Here is a 19,485-nt window from a genome sequence, read left to right as displayed (position 1 = left end):
CCCGGCCACACACACCCGAAAGGGCAACGCGCATGGAGCAGTACGAGCCCGAGCGCCTCTCCGCGGCCCAACTGGCCGCGATGCGGCGCAGTCTGACCAGTGGCCGGGGCGCCCTGACCCGCCGATCGCTGCTGCGCGCCTCCGGCATGGGGGCGCTCGCGATCGGCGGTCTCGGCACGCTGAGCGCCTGCGGCATCCCGCCCGCGAAGCGGGAAGGGGACGCCGCGGCGGCCTCGGACGACCACTCGGCCGAGGAGAAGCAGGTCAACTTCTCCAACTGGACCGAGTACATGGACGTCACCGAGGACGGCAAGCACCGGCCCACCCTGGAGGCGTTCACGGAACGCACCGGGATCAAGGTCAAGTACACCGAGGACATCAACGACAACGTCGAGTTCTTCGGCAAGATCAAGCCGCAGCTCGCGGCCGGCCAGGACACCGGCCGCGACATCATCTGCGTCACCGACTGGCTGGCCGCCCGCATCGTCCGCCTCGGCTGGGCGCAGAAGCTCGACGCGTCGAACCTGCCGCACGCCTACGCCAACCTCTCGGACCAGTTCCGCTCCCCGGACTGGGACCCCGGCCGCGCCCACTCGTACCCGTGGGCGGGCATCCCCACCGTCATCGCCTACAACGTCAAGGCGACCGGTGGCCGCAAGGTCGATTCCGTCAGCCAGCTGCTCGACGACCCGAAGCTCAAGGGGCGGGTCAGCTTCCTCTCGGAGATGCGCGACTCCATCGGCATGACCCTGCTCGACATGGGCAAGGACCCCGGCACCTTCACCGACGCCGACTACGACGCCGCGATCGGCCGGATCCAGAAGGGCGTCGACAAGAACCAGATCCGGCGCTTCACCGGCAACGACTACACGGCCGACCTCGACAAGGGCGACATCGCCGCCTGTGTCGCCTGGGCGGGCGACATCATCCAGCTCCAGGCCGGAAACCCGGACATCAAGTACGCCATCCCGGCCGCCGGCTACATCATTTCCAGCGACAACCTGCTCGTCCCGGTGAAGGCCCGGCACAAGACCAACGCCGAGAAGCTCATCGACCACTACTACGAACCGCCGGTCGCCGCCAAGCTCGCCGCGTACATCAACTTCGTCTGTCCGGTCGACGGGGTCCGCGACGAACTGGCGAAGATCGACCAGGCGATGGCCGACAACGTCCTGATCCTTCCCGACAAGGAGATGGCGGCCCGGTCGCACGCCTTCCGCTCCCTGACCGCCGAGGAGGAGACGGCGTACGAAGAAAAGTTCGCCAAGCTCATCGGCGCCTGACCACCTCGCCCTTCCTCCACGACCTCCCCTGACACCACTGGGACTGCGACCCATGACACAGCAGCAGACAGGCGGCGACGTCCGCCTCACCGGGATCAGCAAGACGTACGGCTCCTTCACCGCCGTCAAGCCGCTCGATCTGACCGTTCCACAAGGCTCCTTCTTCGCGCTGCTCGGCGCGTCGGGCTGCGGCAAGACCACCACCCTGCGGATGATCGCGGGCCTGGAGGAGGCGACCACCGGCACCGTCTCGCTCGGCGGCCAGGACATCACCGACCTGCCCCCGTACAAGCGGCCCGTCAACACGGTCTTCCAGAGCTATGCGCTCTTCCCGCACCTCGACATCACCGAGAACGTCGCCTTCGGTCTGCGCCGGCGCGGGATCAAGTCGGTGAAGAAGCAGGTCGACGAGATGCTGGAGCTCGTCCAGCTCGGCGACTTCGCCAAGCGCAAACCGCACCAGCTCTCCGGTGGCCAGCAGCAGCGCGTCGCCGTCGCCCGCGCCCTGATCAACCACCCGCAGGTGCTCCTCCTCGACGAGCCGCTCGGCGCCCTCGACCTCAAGCTGCGCCGCCAGATGCAGTTGGAGCTCAAGCGCATCCAGACCGAGGTCGGCATCACGTTCATCCATGTCACCCACGACCAGGAGGAGGCCATGACCATGGCCGACACCGTCGCGGTGATGAACGGGGGCCGGGTCGAGCAGCTGGGCGCCCCCGCCGATCTGTACGAGAACCCGAAGACGACCTTCGTCGCCAACTTCCTCGGCACGTCGAACCTGATCGAGGGCGAGATCATCTCCGCGGACACGGACGTCGTCGTGGCGGCCGGCGGCGGGAAGCTGCGGCTGCCCACCGGGCGATGTACGGCCGCCACCGCGAACGGCGGCAAGCTGCTGCTCGGGGTACGCCCGGAGAAGATCTCGCTCGCGCACGCCGACGACGCGGACTCCATAGCCGACGGCCGCAACCAGGTCACCGGCCGGATCGTCGACTCCAGCTTCATCGGAGTCTCCACCCAGTACGTGGTGGAGAGCCCGGCGGGCAAGGCGCTCCAGGTCTATGAGCAGAACATCGAGCGTGACGCCCGGCTCGCCCCCGGAGCCGAGGTCGTCCTGCACTGGAACCCGGCACACACGTTCGGCCTGGACGCCGCCCAGGACATCGACGCCGGTGTGGAGACGGTGGAGGACGCGGCGTGACCGTCACCGAGGCGCCGCCCGCCGCGCCCACCACCGAGCCGAAGGTGCGCAAAGCATCCACCCGTAAGCGCCTCGTCCCCTACTGGCTGCTGCTTCCCGGCATTCTGTGGCTCGTCGTCTTCTTCGCGCTGCCGATGGTCTACCAGGCGTCGACCTCCGTACAGACCGGCTCCCTGGAGAAGGGATTCGAGGTCACCTGGCACTTCCAGACGTACTGGGACGCGCTGAAGGACTACTACCCGCAGTTCATCCGGTCGCTGCTGTACGCGGGCACCGCCACGATCCTGTGCCTGCTGCTGGGCTACCCGCTGGCGTACCTCATCGCCTTCAAGGCGGGCCGCTGGCGCAATGTCGTCCTCGTGCTGGTCATCGCGCCGTTCTTCACCAGCTTCCTGATCCGTACGCTCGCCTGGAAGACGATCCTCGCGGACGGCGGCGCGGTCGTCGACGTACTGAACACCCTGCACGTCCTGGACGTCACCAGCTGGCTCGGCTGGACCGAGTCCAACCGGGTGCTGGCCACGCCGATGGCGGTGGTCTGCGGTCTCACGTACAACTTCCTGCCGTTCATGATCCTGCCGCTCTACACCTCGCTGGAGCGGATCGACGGCAGGCTGCACGAGGCGGCCGGCGATCTGTACGCCACCCCCGCCACCACCTTCCGGAAGGTGACCTTCCCGCTCTCCATGCCGGGTGTCGTCTCCGGAACGCTGCTGACCTTCATCCCGGCCAGCGGTGACTACGTCAACGCGGAACTGCTCGGCTCCACCGACACCAAGATGGTCGGCAGCGTCATCCAGACCCAGTTCCTGCGCGTCCTCGACTACCCGACGGCGGCCGCGCTCTCCTTCATCCTCATGGCGGTCGTCCTGATCATGGTCACCGTCTACATCCGCCGCTCCGGGACGGAGGACCTGGTCTGATGCCCGCACTGCGCTGGATCCGCCGGAATCTGATCGTCATCGCGGGTCTGCTGACCCTCGCGTACCTGATCCTGCCGAACATCGTCGTGATGGTGTTCTCGTTCAACAAGCCGAACGGGCGCTTCAACTACGCCTGGCAGCACTTCTCCCTGGACGCCTGGAAGGACCCCTGCGGAGTCGCCGACATGTGCGGCTCGCTCTCCCTGTCCCTGCAGATCGCCGCCTGGGCCACCGTCGGCGCGACCGTCCTCGGCACGATGATCTCCTTCGCGCTGGTCCGCTACCGCTTCCGGGCGCGCGGCGCGATCAACTCGCTGATCTTCCTGCCGATGGCGATGCCCGAGGTCGTCATGGCCGCCTCGCTGCTCACGCTCTTCCTCAACATGGGCGCGCAACTGGGCTTCTGGACGATTCTCATCGCACACATCATGTTCTGCCTGAGCTTCGTCGTGACCGCCGTCAAGGCGCGCGTGATGTCGATGGACCCGCGACTGGAGGAGGCGGCCCGCGATCTGTACGCGGGCCCCGTACAGACCTTCCTGCGGGTTACGCTGCCGATCGCCGCCCCCGGAATCGCGGCGGGAGCGCTGCTCGCCTTCGCGCTCTCCTTCGACGATTTCATCATCACCAATTTCAACGCGGGCTCCACCGTGACCTTCCCCATGTTCGTCTGGGGATCGGCACAGCGCGGCACGCCCGTGCAGATCAACGTCATCGGCACGGCGATGTTCATCATTGCCGTACTGGTGGTTGTCGTCGGCCAGCTCATCGCGAACCGGCGGAAGAACAGCGCACGACCGTGAGTTCCTGAAGGAGTTGGAAACCATGGCCCCTAGTGCCATGCGTACTGCAGCACAATCACTCTCCGGCGCCAAGCCGATCGCGTTCTGGCTGGACGACCCCGGCAGGCCCGAAGCGCTGCCCGCGCTCACGGGCGACGAGCACTGCGATCTCCTCGTCATCGGGGGCGGCTACAGCGGACTGTGGACCGCGCTGATCGCGAAGGAACGCGACCCCGAGCGCGACGTCGTACTGATCGAGGGGCACGAGGTGGGCTGGGCCGCCTCGGGCCGCAACGGCGGATTCTGCGCCGCCTCCCTCACCCACGGCCTGCCCAACGGCCTGGAGCGCTGGCCGGATGAGATCAACAAGCTGGAGGAGCTGGGCGAGCGGAACCTCGACGCCATCGAGGCGGCCGTCGCTCGCTATTCCATCGACTGCGAATTCGAGCGGACCGGCGAAATCGACGTCGCCACCGAACCCCACCAGCTCGAAGAACTCCACGCATGGCACCAGGAAGCGGAGAAGCTCGGCTTCACCGGAATGGAATTCCTGGACCGGGACGCGGTGCGCGCCGAAGTCGACTCACCGACTTTCCTGGGTGGCCTCTATGACCGGCGCGGGGTCGCCATGCTGCACCCCGCCAAACTGGCCTGGGGCCTGAAGCGGGCCTGTCTCGACCTGGGGGTCCGGGTGTACGAGCACACCCGGGGTCTCGAACTGGCCGGGACCACCTCCGCGATGGCGGTCCGCACACCGTACGGAAGGGTCTTCGCGCGCCGCGTCGCACTGGGTACGAACATCTTCCCGTCCCTGGTGAAGCGGGTGCGGCCGTACACCGTGCCGGTCTACGACTACGCGCTGATGACCGAACCCCTCACCGCCGACCAGCTCGCCTCCATCGGCTGGAAGAACCGGCAGGGGCTGGGCGACAGCGCCAATCAGTTCCACTACTTCCGGATGTCGGCCGACAACCGGATTCTGTGGGGCGGCTATGACGCGATCTATCCGTACGGAGGCCGGCTGAGCGCCGATCTCGATCAGCGTCCGGAGACCTTCCTCAAGCTCGCGGGCCAGTTCTTCGACTGCTTCCCGCAATTGGCCGGGATCCGTTTCAGCCACGCCTGGGGCGGGGCGATCGACACCTGCTCCCGCTTTTCCGCATTCTTCGGTACGGCCCATCAGGGTCGGGTCGCGTATGCCGCCGGATACACCGGACTCGGCGTCGGAGCCACCCGTTTCGGGGCCGATGTGATGCTCGATCTGCTGGCCGGCGAACAGAATGAACGGACTGCTCTGGAAATGGTCCGTCGCAAGCCGATGCCGTTCCCGCCGGAGCCCTTCGCCTGGACCGGGATCGAACTCACCAAGCGGTCCCTGGCCAGGGCGGACAGCAATGGCGGGCACCGCAATCTGTGGCTGCGGACGATGGACCGGCTGGGGCTCGGCTTCGACAGCTGAGCGGTGGTCGGGCGCAGCCTGACGTGCAGCAGTCGAGTGGCTCGCATCAGGGGCGCCGGATCCGGACGCCTGCCGGTGGGCGTGGGAGCGCAATCCCCGGTGGGTTGCGCTCCTGCCCGCCGGCCGGCGCCGGGACTCAGAACCTCGACGCCTGCTTCGGCGGCTGACGCCCACGTGGGCAGTCGACGGCTACGGCGGCGGCTGACGGAGCCGACGTCCGGTCCGGCAGCCGATGCCCAGCGGCAGGAGCAGCAGCCCGCACAGGAACCAGCTGCCCAGCACGTCCAGCGGCCAGTGATAGCCGCGCAGCACCAGACCGATGCCCGCCGCCGCGGTCAGTAGGACACCGGCGACGGGCATCACCCATGACCGCCGCACGTACGGCGCGGTCAGCAGCGCCGCCGCCCCGTACGCCACCGCGGCCGTCGCCGCGTGGCCGGACGGGTAGTAGCCGGTGGCGTCCGTCAGGGGACCGGGCCGGGCGATCCAGTCCTTCAGCGGGACGACGAGGAGCGGCACCGCCGCCATGGTGAGCGCCGCGTACAACGGCTCCCGGCGGGCGCCGCGCACCAGGGCCCAGACGATCGCGCAGCCCAGCACCGGGAGCGCGATCTGCATGTTGCCGAGATCGGCGAGGAATTCGGTCAGCGGGGCGGGGCCGCGCCCGACGACCGCCCGGGCGGTCCGTTCGTCCAGCCCGCGCAGCGGACCGTCGGCCGCGACCTGCCAGGTGGTGAGCGCGAGGAGCGCCAGGAAGGACGACACCAGAGAAACGAGAAGAGCCGGCCGCCCGGGAGCAGGGGGGGTGGCTCCGGGGCGGCCGGTCGGATCGGTTTGCCGCGCGCCCCGGGGGGTTTGGGGCGGGCGGCCATCCGATCGGTGAGGAGTTCCGGAGCCAGCGGCCCCAGTGGTGTGCGCGAAGGCACGGCCAGGACGGTGCTGGGGAAGCTCCGGCCCGGCGTCGCCGGCAGTCCCCTGCGGGCGGGGTGTTTCTCTCATCTGCAGAAACCGTACGTCAGCGGATGGGGGACCGACAGACGGAAACGGATCCCGCCATCGGCCCCCCACACCTTCTTCACAGGCCCACACGCGGGCCCTGCATCCCCGGCAAAAACGCCTTCGGGCACCGTCGGGGATTTCGCACAGATCAGATCTGGCCGAAAGCCTGCTCGATGACGTCGAGAGCCTCGTCCAGCAGGTCCTCGCCGATCACCAGCGGCGGGAGGAAGCGCAGGACGTTCCCGTACGTGCCGCAGGTGAGGACCAGCACACCCTCCGCGTGGCAGGCCTTGGCGAGCTTCGCGGCGGCCTCCGGGTTCGGGTCCTTCGAACCGGACTTCACCAGCTCGATCGCGATCATCGCGCCGCGGCCGCGGATGTCACCGATGATGTCGCCGTTCGGCAGCTTCGCCTGCATCTCGGCGAGGCGGCCCTTCATGACCTCCTCGATACGCTTCGCCTTCCCGTTCAGGTCCAGCTCGCGCATCGTCTCGATGGCGCCGAGCGCACCCGCGCAGGCCACCGGGTTTCCGCCGTAGGTGCCACCGAGGCCGCCGGCGTGGGCGGCGTCCATGATCTCGGCGCGGCCCGTCACGGCGGACAGCGGCAGGCCGCCCGCGATGCCCTTGGCGGTGGTGATCAGGTCGGGGACGATGCCCTCGTCCTCACAGGCGAACCACTGGCCGGTACGGCAGAAGCCGGACTGGATCTCGTCGGCGACGAAGACGATGCCGTTGTCCTTGGCGAACTGGGCGATCGCCGGGAGGAAGCCCTTCGCGGGCTCGATGAAGCCGCCCTCGCCGAGCACCGGCTCGATGATGATCGCGGCGACGTTGTCCGCGCCGATCTGCTTGGTGATCTGGTCGATGGCCTGGGCGGACGCCTCCGCGCCGGCGTTCTCGGCACCGGTCGGCCAGCGGTAGCCGTACGCCACCGGCACCCGGTAGACCTCGGGCGCGAACGGGCCGAAGCCCTGCTTGTACGGCATGTTCTTGGCGGTCAGCGCCATCGTGAGGTTGGTGCGGCCGTGGTAGCCGTGGTCGAAGACGACGACCGCGGTGCGCTTGGTGTAGATGCGGGCGATCTTCACCGCGTTCTCGACGGCCTCGGCACCCGAGTTGAACAGCGCGGACTTCTTGGCGTGGTCGCCCGGCGTCAGCTCGGCGAGCTGCTCACAGACCTCGACGTACCCCTCGTACGGCGTGACCATGAAACAGGTGTGGGTGAAGTCGGCGAGCTGCGCGGACGCACGGCGTACGACGGCCTCGGCCGAGGCGCCGACCGACGTCACGGCGATACCGGAACCGAGGTCGATCAGACGGTTGCCGTCCACGTCCTCGATGATCCCGCCACCGGCGCGGGCGGTGAACACCGGCAGGGTGGAGCCCACACCTGCGGCCACCGTCGCGAGACGGCGGGCCTGCAGCTCCACCGACTTCGGGCCGGGAATGGCAGTGACGACGCGGCGCTCCTGCGGAATTGCGGTCATGAGGGGCTCCTGTGGGGTGTTTCGGACGCTTCTCTTTCTGCAGGCTATGGGCGTGGCCCGGGGTTCGGCATGTTCCGTTCGGGAGTGATGCCCGGGCGGGGTTGTCCGTCACGGACATAGCGAGGGGGTGCGGAGCCGGGCCGCGGCGGCGCGCGGACGAGTCCGGGGCCCCGGGGCGCTGGTGGAGACATCCGGCCGGACAGCGTCCGACGGGGTGGGGCGGGGCACTAGATTGATGACTTCGGGCGCGTGCGCCCGGAGTTACCGGTCGGAGCTGGTCAGGGGACGAGGGACAGCAGATGGACACCGAGGGCACGTACGGCTCGCGCGACACCCGCTCCGGTCGTCCGGTGCCGCGCCCGGCGGGCCCGCCACCGCCCGAACTGCCGCCGAGGCCGGGATACGCCCCCACGTCCGGCCCTTCGCTGGGGGACTGGCTCCGCACCCCGCGCGCGGCGGCCGAGCCCGGCCTGTGGCGATTCGGCCACACCCCGCGGCCCGACGCCGACCCCGACCGGGTGCCCGACCGGGCACTGCTCGGCGGTGCGGTGGTGGCGCTGCTCGCTGCCCTGCTGGTGTGGTCGCTGTGGCGCAACGGATATGTGCCGCACAGTCGGATCCTCCTCGAAGTCGTCACACCGTCCGACTGGTGGGGGCTCGAACGCCCCGCGGCGGCCCTGACCGCCCTCGCCGTCTACAACAGCCTGGTCGCCGTCCTGGTGATCTGGGGCTTCGGACGGCTGGGCAACTGGCACGAGGTGTTCCGCCGGTACGCCGCCGACCGCCCTCAGCCGGGCCGGGCGCTGCGCACCGCGCTGGTCGGGGCCGTCCTGGTCTGGTGCTTCGTGAACTCCGACGACCTGCTGCCCTTCGACGACCTGGCACTGGGCCTGACGCCGTACTCGTGGCTCTACGGCGGCACGGCCGTGGAGACCCGGGATCGCGTGGAGACCTTCAAGACCGTGTACCACTTGGTGGGCGCCGTCGCGATCCTCCTGCCGATCGCCCGGGCCGGCGGCTGGTTCACCCTCGTACGGGAGCTGCGCGGCGGTGGGAAGAGCGGGCCGGAACCGGAGAGGGCACCCGGTGAGAGCCCCGCCGGCTGGCCGCAGCTGCGCGCCGCGGGCCAGCACACGGCCGCCGACCGGCTGGTGGCGGACGGGCAGGCCGGGCGGATGAACGATGTCGACTGCGTACGGATCCGGCGTGCCTGGGTCTCCGTGCAGGCCGACTCCTCGCGGCTCGGCCCGTTCACCGACGCCGTGCTCGGCCAGGGCGCGCGGGCCTGCCCGCACCCTTCGGGCGACCGGGACCTGCCGGCCCGTACCGCCACCCACGACCTGCTCACCTCGCAGGTGCGGCTCGGCCGGTACACGGACTTCGAACGCAACCCGGCGGCCCGGCGGGGCGCGGGGGCCGCGGTCGACCCGGCGTCCCTGGGCTCCTCGCTGCTGGCCGTCGGGCCCTTCGGGTCGGGCAAGACCCGGCACCTGGTAAGGCCCGTCGTGGAGTCGCTCGCCCTGCAGGCACTCACCGGGAAGGCCGTTGTCGTGGCCGTCTGCGCGACGGGCACCCCGCTCGGGCCCGACGAGGGCTACGACGTGGTGATCAAGCCGGGCGATCCGTCCTCCGCCCACGACCTCGACCTGTACAGCGGAACCGACGACGCCGACGAGGCCGCCGCCCTGCTCGCCGAGGCGGTCGCCGGCGACCTGCCCGACATCGACGCGCGGCGGGCCACGACCGCACTCGCCCAACTGCTCGGCCCCTACCGGGCGGTCCACGACCGCTTCCCGTCCGTCCCGGTGCTGCGCGAGCTGCTCGACGGCTCTCCCGGCGCCCTGGCCGAGCTACGGGCCCTGCTCCACACCGACGCGCACCGCTCCCATCTCCGTGAACTCGACACCCGGGCACGGCAGGCGGGCACCCCCGGCGATCCGGGACTTCTTCTCGCCGACCGGCTCGCCGCCCTGGACCGGCCCGCCTTCGCGGGATTCTTCGACACCACCGGCACGACCCGGCCCTTCTCGGTGCGCACCCTCGAACACCCGCTGCGGGTCCGCATCGACCTGCCGGAACGCGCCCACCCCGAGGCCGCGCGCCTGATCGCCCGGCTGGTGCTCGCCCAGTTCGCCTCCGGGGCGGCCGCCCGCACGGACCGTTCGCTGTTCGCCTTCCTCGCCCTGGACGACGCCACGCACGCCGTCACCGCCGAGTCCGTACGGGCCGTGCAGCGGCTGCGGAACTGCAACGCCGGAGTCCTGCTCACTCTGCGCGGGCTGGGCGACGTACCGGAGAGCCTGCACACGGCGCTGCTCGGCTCGGTCGGCTGCCACATGACGTTCTCCGGCGTCACGACCTGGGACGGACGGCTCTTCGCGCAGGCATGGGGCACCGAATGGGTGGAGACCACCGAGGTCGCCAAGCACACGGTCTTCGCCGACCAGCCGCTCACCCGGGCCGTGCACGCCCTGCGCAAACTGGTCACCGGCAAGGCGGTCACCACGGACGCGGTGACCGTGCGCCAGGTGGAGCGCGAACGCTGGTCGGCCTCCGAACTGGCCCACCGGGTGCCCGCCGGGCACGCGGTGCTCTCCCTGACCACCGTCAAGGGCGAGCACGCACCGCCCCTCCTGGTGGACCTGAACGGCTGAGCGGTACGGGGTGGGGCCCGCGGCGCGGGAGCGGTTACGACCTCGCCCACGATTGTCAGCGGCGTCGCGGTGTCTGGGACCTCCGCCTCCGGCGTTGTCGTCAGTCGCCGACGCTCCGCGTCGACTCCCTCCTCCGCCTTGGATTCGAAGGCCCCAGGCGCCGCTCCTTCTCCCACTGCCAATCGTGGGCGAGGCCGTTACGGCAAACCCTGCCGCCCTGGCAGAATCGAGGGGAGTCGTTCATACGGGACGGCGAAAATCGAAACTGATCGATTCCCTCATCCACTCCCTGAGGTCCCACGGTCCCCATGCCCCCCACTCTCGCCTCGCTCGTCCAGCATTCGGCGCTCAAACTCACGGTGCGTGCGGGGGCGGACCGGCTCGACGCTCCCGTCCGCTGGGCACACGCCAGCGAGCTGACCGACCCCGTGCCGTACATGGAGGGTGGTGAGTTCCTGCTCGTCACCGCCACCAACCTCGACGCCGAGAACCCCGAGGCGATGCGGCGGTACGTGCGACGGCTGGCCGGGGCCGGAGTCGTCGGCCTGGGCTTCGCCGTGGGCGTCAACTACGACGAGGTACCGCAGGCGCTGATCGACGCCGCCGAGGAGACGGGGCTGCCGCTCCTCGAAGTGCCGCGCCGCACCCCGTTCCTCGCCATCGCCAAGGCGGTGTCGTCGGCGATCGCCGCGGACCAGTACCGGGCCGTGACCGCGGGATTCGAGGCCCAGCGGGAGCTGACGAAGGCCGCACTCGCGGGCGACGGCCCCGGCGAGCTCCTGGGCCGGCTCGCGGCGCATGTCGACGGCTGGGCGGCGCTGTACGACGCCTCCGGCGCGGTGGTCGCCGCCGCCCCCGAGTGGGCCGCCCGCCGGGCCGCGCGGCTCACCCCCGATGTGGAACGGCTGCGGGAACGCCCCGCTCCGGCCAGCGTGGTCGTCGGCGGCACCGACGACCGGGTCGAGCTCCAGTCCCTCGGCACCGGCCGCCGGGTCCGGGGCGCCCTGGCCGTCGGCACGGGCGCGGCACTCGGCACCGCCGAGCGGTATGCCGTGCACTCCGCGGTCGCCCTGCTGACGCTGACCACCGCCCGCTCCCTCTCCCTCCAGGGCGCCGAACAGCGGCTGGGCGCGGCGGTGCTGCGCATGCTGCTGGCCGGCCAGCCGGATCACGCGCGGGCGGTCGCCGGGGATCTGTACGGGGGACTGCTCGACGCCCCGTTCCGGCTGCTCATCGCGGAAGCGTCCGGGACCGCGACCCCGGCGGCGCTGGGCGAGGCGATGGATGCGGCGGCCTTCCGGACCGGCGAGGCGCTGCTGGCCGTGCCCGAGGGCGAACGGCTCGTCGTGCTGGCCGCGGACGGCGGAGCCGCGGTCGCGGCCTGCACGGCGTTCGCACAGGCGCAGGAGGCCCGTGAGGCACGGCCCCCGCGCGAACCGGCGACGGCGGAGGAGGAGGCACGGGTGGTCGTGGGCCTGTCCGCACCCGCGGGCCCCATCGCCGTCTCCGCCGCGTACAAGCAGGCGGAACAGGCCCTGTCGGTGGCCCGCCGCCGGGGCAGGGCGCTGGTCGAGCACGAGGAGCTGGCGACCGGCTCGGTGCTGCCACTCCTCGCGGACGACGCCGTACGGGCCTTCGCCGACGGAATGCTCCGCGCCCTGCACGAGCACGACGCCAAGGGCCGCGGCGACCTGGTCGCCTCCCTGCGGGCCTGGCTCGCCCACCACGGCCAGTGGGACGCGGCAGCGGCCGACCTGGGCGTGCACCGCCACACCCTGCGCTACCGGATGCGCCGGGTCGAGGAGATCCTGGGCCGTTCCCTGGACGATCCGGACGTCCGGATGGAGCTGTGGCTGGCGCTGAAGGCCACGAGCTCCCCGTTGGTGCCGGAGACGTAGCCGTTTCGCCGACGGATGGCCCCGGTGTCCCCGTCGACATACACGCACCCGACAAACCGGCGCACACCCGCCGCGTACTGCTCCACGCCGGACAAACACCAGGGCGGCCGCGCGGCCCTACGGTGGGGGCAACACACCCCACGTCTCCGAAGGGCCGGTACCTCCATGACTTCCACCCACGCCTTCTGGCTCGCCGGCCGCCAGGCCACCGGCGAGGACAGCTTCGACGTCACCAACCCCTGGGACGGCCGTCTCGTCGGCACCGTCAGTGTGCCGACCGACACCCAGATCGAGGAGGCCGTCGCGGCCGCGCACGCCGTGCGCGAGGAGTTCGCCGCGACCCCGGCCCATGTCCGGGCCGCCGCGCTCGACCACGTCGTACGGCGCCTGGTGGAGCGCACCGAGGAGATCGCCCAGCTGATCTCCGCCGAGAACGGCAAGCCCATCAAGTGGGCCCGCGGCGAGGTCGGCCGCGCCGTCTCCGTGTTCCGGTTCGCCTCCGAGGAGGCCCGCCGCTTCAACGGCGGTGACGCGCAGCGCCTCGACACCGACGCCGGAGGAACCGGCCGCCTCGGCCTGACCCGGCGCTTCCCGCGCGGCACGGTCCTCGGTATCGCACCGTTCAACTTCCCGCTGAACCTGAGCGCGCACAAGGTCGCCCCGGCCATCGCCGTTGGTGCCCCGATCATCCTGAAGCCGGCCCCGGCCACCCCGATCTCCTCGCTGATCCTGGGCGAGCTGCTGGCCGAGACCGACCTGCCGGCCGGTTCGTGGTCCGTGCTGACGGTGCCCAACGACCGGATGCCCGCCCTGGTCCAGGACGAGCGCCTGCCGGTCATCTCCTTCACCGGTTCCGGCCCCGTCGGCTACTCGATCATGGAGTCGGTGCCGCGCAAGCACTGCACCCTGGAGCTCGGCGGCAACGGCGCCGCGGTCGTGCTCGGCGACTACGCCTCCGACGAGGACCTGGACTGGGCCGCGACCCGTATCGCGACCTTCTCCAACTACCAGGGCGGCCAGTCCTGCATCTCGGTGCAGCGCGTCATCGCGGACGCCCAGGTCTACGACCGGCTCCTCCCGAAGATTGTCGCGGCAGTCGAGGCCCAGGTCACCGGCGACCCGTCCGACGCCGCCACCGACGTCGGCCCGCTGGTCAGCGAGGACGCCGCCAAGCGCGTCGAGTCCTGGGTCGACGAGGCCGTGCAGGCCGGCGCCCAGCTGCTCACCGGCGGCAAGCGGGACGGGGCCACGTACGCCCCGACCGTGCTCGCCGAGCTCCCGGACCATGTCACCCTCTCCTGCGAGGAGGTCTTCGGACCGGTGCTGTCCGTGCAGAAGGTGGACGGTGAGGCCGAGGCGTTCGCAGCGGTCAATTCCTCCAAGTACGGCCTGCAGGCAGGCGTGTTCACGCACGATCTGCAGACCGCCTTCCGCGCCCACCGCGCCCTCGAGGTCGGCGGCGTGATCATCGGCGACGTCCCCTCCTACCGCGCGGACCAGATGCCGTACGGCGGCGCCAAGCAGTCCGGCGTCGGCCGCGAGGGCGTCCGCTACGCCATGGACGACTACACCTACGAGCGCGTGCTGGTCCTCACCGGCCTCGCCCTGTAGTCCACGAACAGGATCGAACCGATCCACCTACGTCGCCTGTGATCCGCCTGGACAGCACGACAGCAGGCGGCAGAGAGACGGCCGGAGCCCACTGTGCGGGGGCTTCGGCCGTTTCTGCTTCACCCGCCCCGCTCACAGCCCGACCGCCCTGTCACCACGGGGTTGTCCGGTGGAGTGGCTCTCGACCCGATCGGCGTCCGGGGGATGGTGGGAGGGCCGGTAATCGGGTACATCAGGACAAGTAGCACCGGTTGGTACGGCTCGGCAGGCGCCCCGCGCGCTCCGCGCGGACCGGCCGCGTCCGCCCACCCCACAACGCGGCGAGGTGAGCTCCTCATGTCCGCACCATCCGCTCCGAAGAACACGCCCAAGGTCACCGAGCGCGAAGCGCGCCAAGTGGCCGAGGCAGCGCGCGAACAGGACTGGCACAAGCCGAGTTTCGCCAAGGAACTCTTCCTGGGGCGCTTCCGGCTCGACCTGATCCATCCGCATCCGCTGCCGGCCGCGGACGACGTCAGGCGCGGCGAGGCGTTCCTCGCCCGGCTGCGCGCCTTCTGCGAAACCAGGATCGACAGCGCCCGCATCGAGCGTGAGGCGAAGATTCCCGACGAGGTGATCAACGGCCTCAAGGAACTCGGCGCGCTCGGGATGAAGATCGACCCGAAGTACGGCGGCCTCGGCCTGACCCAGGTCTACTACAACAAAGCCCTCGCCCTGGTCGGCTCCGCCAATCCCGCGATCGGCGCGCTGCTCTCCGCCCACCAGTCCATCGGTGTACCGCAGCCGCTGAAACTCTTCGGCAGCCAGGAGCAGAAGGACGCCTTCCTGCCCCGGCTGGCCAGCACCGACATCTCGGCGTTCCTGCTCACCGAACCGGACGTCGGATCCGACCCGGCCCGGCTCGCCACCTCGGCGGTTCCGGAAGGCTCGGACTACATCCTCGACGGTGTGAAGCTGTGGACGACCAACGGTGTCGTCGCCGATCTGCTCGTCGTGATGGCCCGCGTCCCCAAGTCCGACGGCCACAAGGGCGGCATCACGGCCTTCGTCGTCGAGGCGGACTCCCCGGGCATCACCGTCGAGAACCGCAATGCCTTCATGGGCCTGCGCGGCCTCGAGAACGGCGTCACCCGCTTCCACCGGGTCCGGGTTCCGGCTGCGAACCGCATCGGCCCCGAAGGGGCGGGGCTCAAGATCGCCCTCACCACGCTCAACACGGGGCGGCTCTCGCTGCCCGCGATGTGCGTCGGCGCCGGAAAGTGGTGCCTGAAGATCGCCCGTGAGTGGTCGGCGGTGCGCGAGCAGTGGGGCAGGCCGGTCGCCCGGCACGAGGCCGTCGGCGCCAAGATCTCCTTCATCGCCGCCACCACCTTCGCGCTCGAAGCGGTGGTCGATCTCTCCTCCCAGATGGCCGACGAGAACCGCAACGACATCCGGATCGAAGCGGCCCTCGCCAAGCTGTACGGCTCCGAGATGGGCTGTCTGATGGCCGACGAACTGGTCCAGATCCGGGGCGGCCGGGGCTTCGAGACGGCGGCCTCCCTCGCCGCCCGCGGCGAACGGGCCGTCCCCGCCGAACAGCTCCTGCGCGATCTGCGGATCAACCGCATCTTCGAGGGCTCCACCGAGATCATGCATCTGCTGATCGCCCGTGAGGCCGTCGACGCCCATCTGAAGGTCGCGGGGGACATCATCGACCCCGACAAACCTCTCTCCGCCAAGGCCAAGGCGGGCGCGAACGCGGCAGGCTTCTACGCCCGCTGGCTGCCCAAACTCGTCGCGGGGCCGGGACAACTCCCGCGCATGTACACGGAGTTCAACCCACCCGGGCACCCGGACCTGTCCACCCACCTGCGCTACGTCGAACGCTCCGCCCGTAAACTCGCGCGCTCCACCTTCTACGCCATGTCGCGCTGGCAGGGCCGGATGGAGACCAAGCAGGGCTTCCTCGGCCGGATCGTCGACATCGGCGCGGAACTCTTCGCGATGAGCGCCGCCTGTGTCCGCGCCGAACTGCTGCGCTCCTGCGACGACCACGGCCGCGAGGCCTACCAGCTCGCCGACGCGTTCTGCCGCCAGTCCCGCGTCCGGGTCGAGGAACTCTTCACCCGCCTGTGGTCCAACACCGACGACCTGGACCGGCGCGTGGTCGACGGCGTCCTGTCCGGTACGTACACCTGGCTGGAGGATGGCATCGTCGACCCGAGCGGCGAAGGATCGTGGATCGCCGACGCCACCCCGGGGCCGTCCGTGCGGGACGACGTCCACCGGCCCATTCGCTGACCCGCGCCCACCGGGCGCCCGCACGTCCACTCATCCTGTCGTACCCCGCCCGGCGGGGCGGGGTACGACAGGCGACGCCGGCGGCGACCACGACCCCGGCGACCAGCCGGCGGCGACCCCCGGCGGACCGCTCCCGGCCGGTGCGGGGGACGCACTGTCCACACCCACAGCCGATGCGGCAACAATGGGGGGCATGAGCGACAGCCCTGCCCCCCTCGCCGACCCGCACCTCGTCTTCGACGCTGCGGAAGGCCGCCGGGATCTCGTCATCCTCGGCTCCACCGGATCCATCGGCACCCAGGCCATCGACCTGGTGCTGCGCCATCCCGACCGCTTCCGCGTCACCGGGCTCTCCGCCGCGGGCGGCCGGGTCGCCCTCCTCGCCGAGCAGGCCCGGCGGCTGCGGGTGCGTACCGTGGCCGTCGCCGCACCGGACGCCGTACCGGCCCTCCGCGAGGCGCTGCGCGCGCAGTACGGGACGGGCGAGCCGCTCCCCGAGATCCTGGCCGGCCCCGAGGCCGCCACCCAGCTCGCCGCCGGCGACTGCCACACCGTGCTCAACGGAATCACCGGCTCGATCGGTCTCGCCCCCACGCTCGCCGCGCTCGAATCGGGCCGCACGCTCGCCCTGGCCAACAAGGAATCGCTGATCGTCGGCGGCCCGCTGGTGAAGGCGGTGGCGAAGCCCGGCCAGATCATCCCGGTCGACTCCGAGCACGCCGCCCTTTTCCAGGCGCTCGGCGCGGGCACCCGCGCCGACGTACGCAAACTCGTCGTCACCGCGTCCGGCGGACCCTTCCGGGGACGGACGAAGAGCGAGCTGGCGGACGTCACACGCGAGCAGGCCCTCGCCCACCCGACCTGGGCCATGGGACCGGTCATCACGATCAACTCCGCCACCCTGGTCAACAAGGGACTGGAGGTCATCGAGGCGCATCTCCTCTACGACATTCCGTTCGACCGGATCGAGGTCGTGGTCCACCCCCAGTCATACGTCCACTCGATGGTCGAGTTCACCGACGGCTCCACCCTCGCCCAGGCCACGCCCCCGGACATGAGAGGCCCGATCGCCATCGGCCTCGGCTGGCCCCAGCGCATCCCGGACGCCGCACCCGCCTTCGACTGGTCGAAGGCGTCCAGCTGGGAGTTCTTCCCCCTCGACGACGAGGCCTTCCCGTCCGTGGGACTGGCCAGGCACGTGGGCACGCTCGGCGCCACCGCCCCGGCCGTGTTCAACGCCGCGAACGAGGAATGCGTCGACGCATTCCTGGCCGGACGGCTGCCCTTCAACGGAATCATGGATACGGTCACGGCGGTGGTGGCCGAACACGGCACCCCCGCCACGGGAACTTCGCTCACGGTCGCAGACGTCCTCGAAGCGGAGACCTGGGCACGCGCCCGGGCCCGTGAACTCTCGGCGAAAGCGACAGCGGAGGCGCGCGCATGAGTATTACGACGGTCCTGTTGACGATTCTGGGCATCGTCGTCTTCGTCATCGGGCTGCTGTTCTCGATCGCCTGGCACGAACTGGGCCACCTGTCGACAGCGAAGCTCTTCGGTATCCGCGTCCCCCAGTACATGGTCGGCTTCGGACCGACGATCTGGTCACGGAAGAAGGGCGACACCGAGTACGGGATCAAGGCCATCCCGGCCGGCGGCTACATCCGCATGATCGGCATGTTCCCGCCGGGACCGGACGGGCGCCTGGAGGCGCGGTCCACCTCACCGTGGCGCAGCATGATCGAGGACGCCAGGTCCGCGGCCTTCGAAGAGATCGAACCGGGCGACGAGAAGCGCCTCTTCTACACGCGCAAGCCCTGGAAGCGCGTCATCGTGATGTTCGCCGGACCGTTCATGAACCTGGTCCTCGCCGTCGCGATCTTCCTCGGTGTGGCGATGACCTTCGGCTTCCAGACCCAGACCACCGAGGTCGCCGGTGTCCAGAAGTGCGTGATCGCCCAGAGCGAGAACCGCGACACCTGCAAGAAGTCCGACCCGGTCTCGCCCGCACAGGCCGCAGGACTCAAGAAGGGCGACAAGATCGTCGCCTTCGACGGCCAGAAGGTCGACGACTGGGCCACGCTCTCCGAAAAGATCCGCGACACCATCGGCCCCGCCACCATCACGGTCCAGCGCGACGGCCAGGAGAAGACCCTCCACGCCGTGCTGCAGGAGAACTCGGTCGCCAAGAAGGACTCCAAGGGCGAGGTGGTCCCCGGGAAGTTCGTTCCGGCCGGATACCTCGGCTTCGCGGCCCAGACCGAGATCGTCCCCCTCTCCTTCGGTGACTCGGTCGTCCGCATGGGAGACATGATCGAGAACGGCGTCCACTCGATCATCGCCCTCCCGTCCAAGATCCCCGGCCTGTGGAACGCCGCCTTCGGCGACGGCCCGCGAGCGGCCGACTCCCCGGTGGGCGTCGTCGGCGCGGCCAGGATCGGCGGCGAGGTGATGGCGCTGGACGTACCGGCGCAGAACCAGATGGCGATGATGCTGTTCCTGCTGGCGGCCTTCAACCTCTCGCTGTTCCTCTTCAACATGCTGCCCCTGCTTCCGCTCGACGGCGGACACATCGCCGGAGCGCTCTGGGAGGCCCTGCGCCGCAATGTGGCGCGCGTCTTCAAGCGCCCCGATCCGGGCCCCTTCGACGTGGCCAAGCTGATGCCGGTCGCCTATGTCGTCGCAGGTGTCTTCATCTGTTTCACGCTGCTGGTGCTGGTGGCCGACATCGTCAATCCGGTCAAGATCTCCTGACCTCCCGGACGGCCGGTGCACGAAGGGTGACGGCCCCGGGACACAGTGTGTGTCCGGGTCGTCCCCTGTGTGCGGCGCTCCCGCACGCGGTGTGCTCCGGGCCGCCGCCGGTGACGTAACCTCGGAACCCGGAGCCCGCCGATCTCGGG

13 protein-coding genes are annotated in these 19,485 nt (G+C 70.3%); 11 read left to right on the top strand and 2 right to left on the bottom strand.

Annotation, left to right across the window (positions count from 1 at the left end; all coding sequences use genetic code 11):
* Nucleotides 1-32 precede the first annotated feature (32 nt).
* The 5 genes from ACZ7L9_RS28535 to ACZ7L9_RS28515 are packed head-to-tail and all read left to right on the top strand — an operon-like array spanning nucleotide 33 to nucleotide 5,648.
* The gene (locus ACZ7L9_RS28535) at nucleotides 33-1,283 is read left to right on the top strand and encodes an ABC transporter substrate-binding protein (protein ID WP_471419582.1); all 1,251 of its coding nucleotides are present in this window, start codon (nucleotides 33-35) and stop codon (nucleotides 1,281-1,283) included.
* 52 nt (nucleotides 1,284-1,335) lie between these two features.
* The gene (locus ACZ7L9_RS28530; protein ID WP_471419580.1) at nucleotides 1,336-2,484 is read left to right on the top strand and encodes an ABC transporter ATP-binding protein; all 1,149 of its coding nucleotides are present in this window, start codon (nucleotides 1,336-1,338) and stop codon (nucleotides 2,482-2,484) included.
* Complete coding sequence (locus ACZ7L9_RS28525) at nucleotides 2,481-3,407, top strand: ABC transporter permease (RefSeq protein WP_471419577.1); 927 nt, start codon at nucleotides 2,481-2,483, stop codon at nucleotides 3,405-3,407. The genes ACZ7L9_RS28530 and ACZ7L9_RS28525 overlap by 4 nt, the downstream gene beginning before the upstream one ends.
* Nucleotides 3,407-4,210, top strand: coding sequence for an ABC transporter permease (locus ACZ7L9_RS28520; protein ID WP_471419576.1), 804 nt, complete (start codon nucleotides 3,407-3,409; stop codon nucleotides 4,208-4,210). Before ACZ7L9_RS28525 ends, ACZ7L9_RS28520 begins: the two co-directional genes overlap by 1 nt.
* Before the next feature lie 22 nt (nucleotides 4,211-4,232).
* On the top strand, nucleotides 4,233-5,648 hold the full coding sequence (locus tag ACZ7L9_RS28515; RefSeq protein ID WP_471419573.1) for an NAD(P)/FAD-dependent oxidoreductase: 1,416 nt from the start codon (nucleotides 4,233-4,235) through the stop codon (nucleotides 5,646-5,648).
* 189 nt (nucleotides 5,649-5,837) lie between these two features.
* Here the strand turns inward: ACZ7L9_RS28515 and ACZ7L9_RS28510 are convergent, their stop codons facing one another.
* Nucleotides 5,838-6,647 carry a phosphatase PAP2 family protein gene (locus tag ACZ7L9_RS28510; protein ID WP_471419571.1) on the bottom strand — a complete coding sequence of 270 codons (810 nt, stop codon included), beginning with the start codon at nucleotides 6,645-6,647 and terminating at the stop codon, nucleotides 5,838-5,840.
* A gap of 148 nt (nucleotides 6,648-6,795) precedes the next feature.
* Entirely contained in the window at nucleotides 6,796-8,136 is a 1,341-nt protein-coding gene (gene gabT, locus ACZ7L9_RS28505; protein ID WP_471419569.1) for a 4-aminobutyrate--2-oxoglutarate transaminase, read from the bottom strand.
* Nucleotides 8,137-8,435: 299 nt separating this feature from the next.
* On the opposite strand from gabT, the gene ACZ7L9_RS28500 reads away from it, so the two are divergent.
* The 6 genes from ACZ7L9_RS28500 to ACZ7L9_RS28475 all read left to right on the top strand — a co-directional run bounded on the left by ACZ7L9_RS28500 (nucleotide 8,436) and on the right by ACZ7L9_RS28475 (nucleotide 19,336).
* Entirely contained in the window at nucleotides 8,436-10,790 is a 2,355-nt protein-coding gene (locus ACZ7L9_RS28500; RefSeq protein WP_471419568.1) for an ATP/GTP-binding protein, read from the top strand.
* Nucleotides 10,791-11,098: 308 nt separating this feature from the next.
* The gene (locus ACZ7L9_RS28495; RefSeq protein ID WP_471419566.1) at nucleotides 11,099-12,688 is read left to right on the top strand and encodes a PucR family transcriptional regulator; all 1,590 of its coding nucleotides are present in this window, start codon (nucleotides 11,099-11,101) and stop codon (nucleotides 12,686-12,688) included.
* Nucleotides 12,689-12,853: 165 nt separating this feature from the next.
* Nucleotides 12,854-14,299 (top strand): aldehyde dehydrogenase family protein, encoded by a 1,446-nt coding sequence (locus ACZ7L9_RS28490; protein WP_471419564.1) that lies wholly within the window; start codon nucleotides 12,854-12,856, stop codon nucleotides 14,297-14,299.
* 336 nt (nucleotides 14,300-14,635) lie between these two features.
* The gene (locus ACZ7L9_RS28485) at nucleotides 14,636-16,582 is read left to right on the top strand and encodes an acyl-CoA dehydrogenase family protein (protein ID WP_471419562.1); all 1,947 of its coding nucleotides are present in this window, start codon (nucleotides 14,636-14,638) and stop codon (nucleotides 16,580-16,582) included.
* A 193-nt stretch (nucleotides 16,583-16,775) separates the two neighbouring features.
* Nucleotides 16,776-18,029 carry a 1-deoxy-D-xylulose-5-phosphate reductoisomerase gene (dxr, locus tag ACZ7L9_RS28480; protein WP_471419560.1) on the top strand — a complete coding sequence of 418 codons (1,254 nt, stop codon included), beginning with the start codon at nucleotides 16,776-16,778 and terminating at the stop codon, nucleotides 18,027-18,029.
* Nucleotides 18,026-19,336: a M50 family metallopeptidase gene (locus ACZ7L9_RS28475; protein WP_471419558.1), complete on the top strand. Its 1,311-nt coding sequence runs from the start codon at nucleotides 18,026-18,028 to the stop codon at nucleotides 19,334-19,336. The genes dxr and ACZ7L9_RS28475 overlap by 4 nt, the downstream gene beginning before the upstream one ends.
* Nucleotides 19,337-19,485 lie beyond the last annotated feature (149 nt).

It is taken from the genome of Streptomyces sp. NPDC111516 (genome assembly GCF_055635345.1).
Note: the sequence above shows the minus strand (reverse complement) of the source record. Positions and strands in the feature narration are given on the sequence as shown.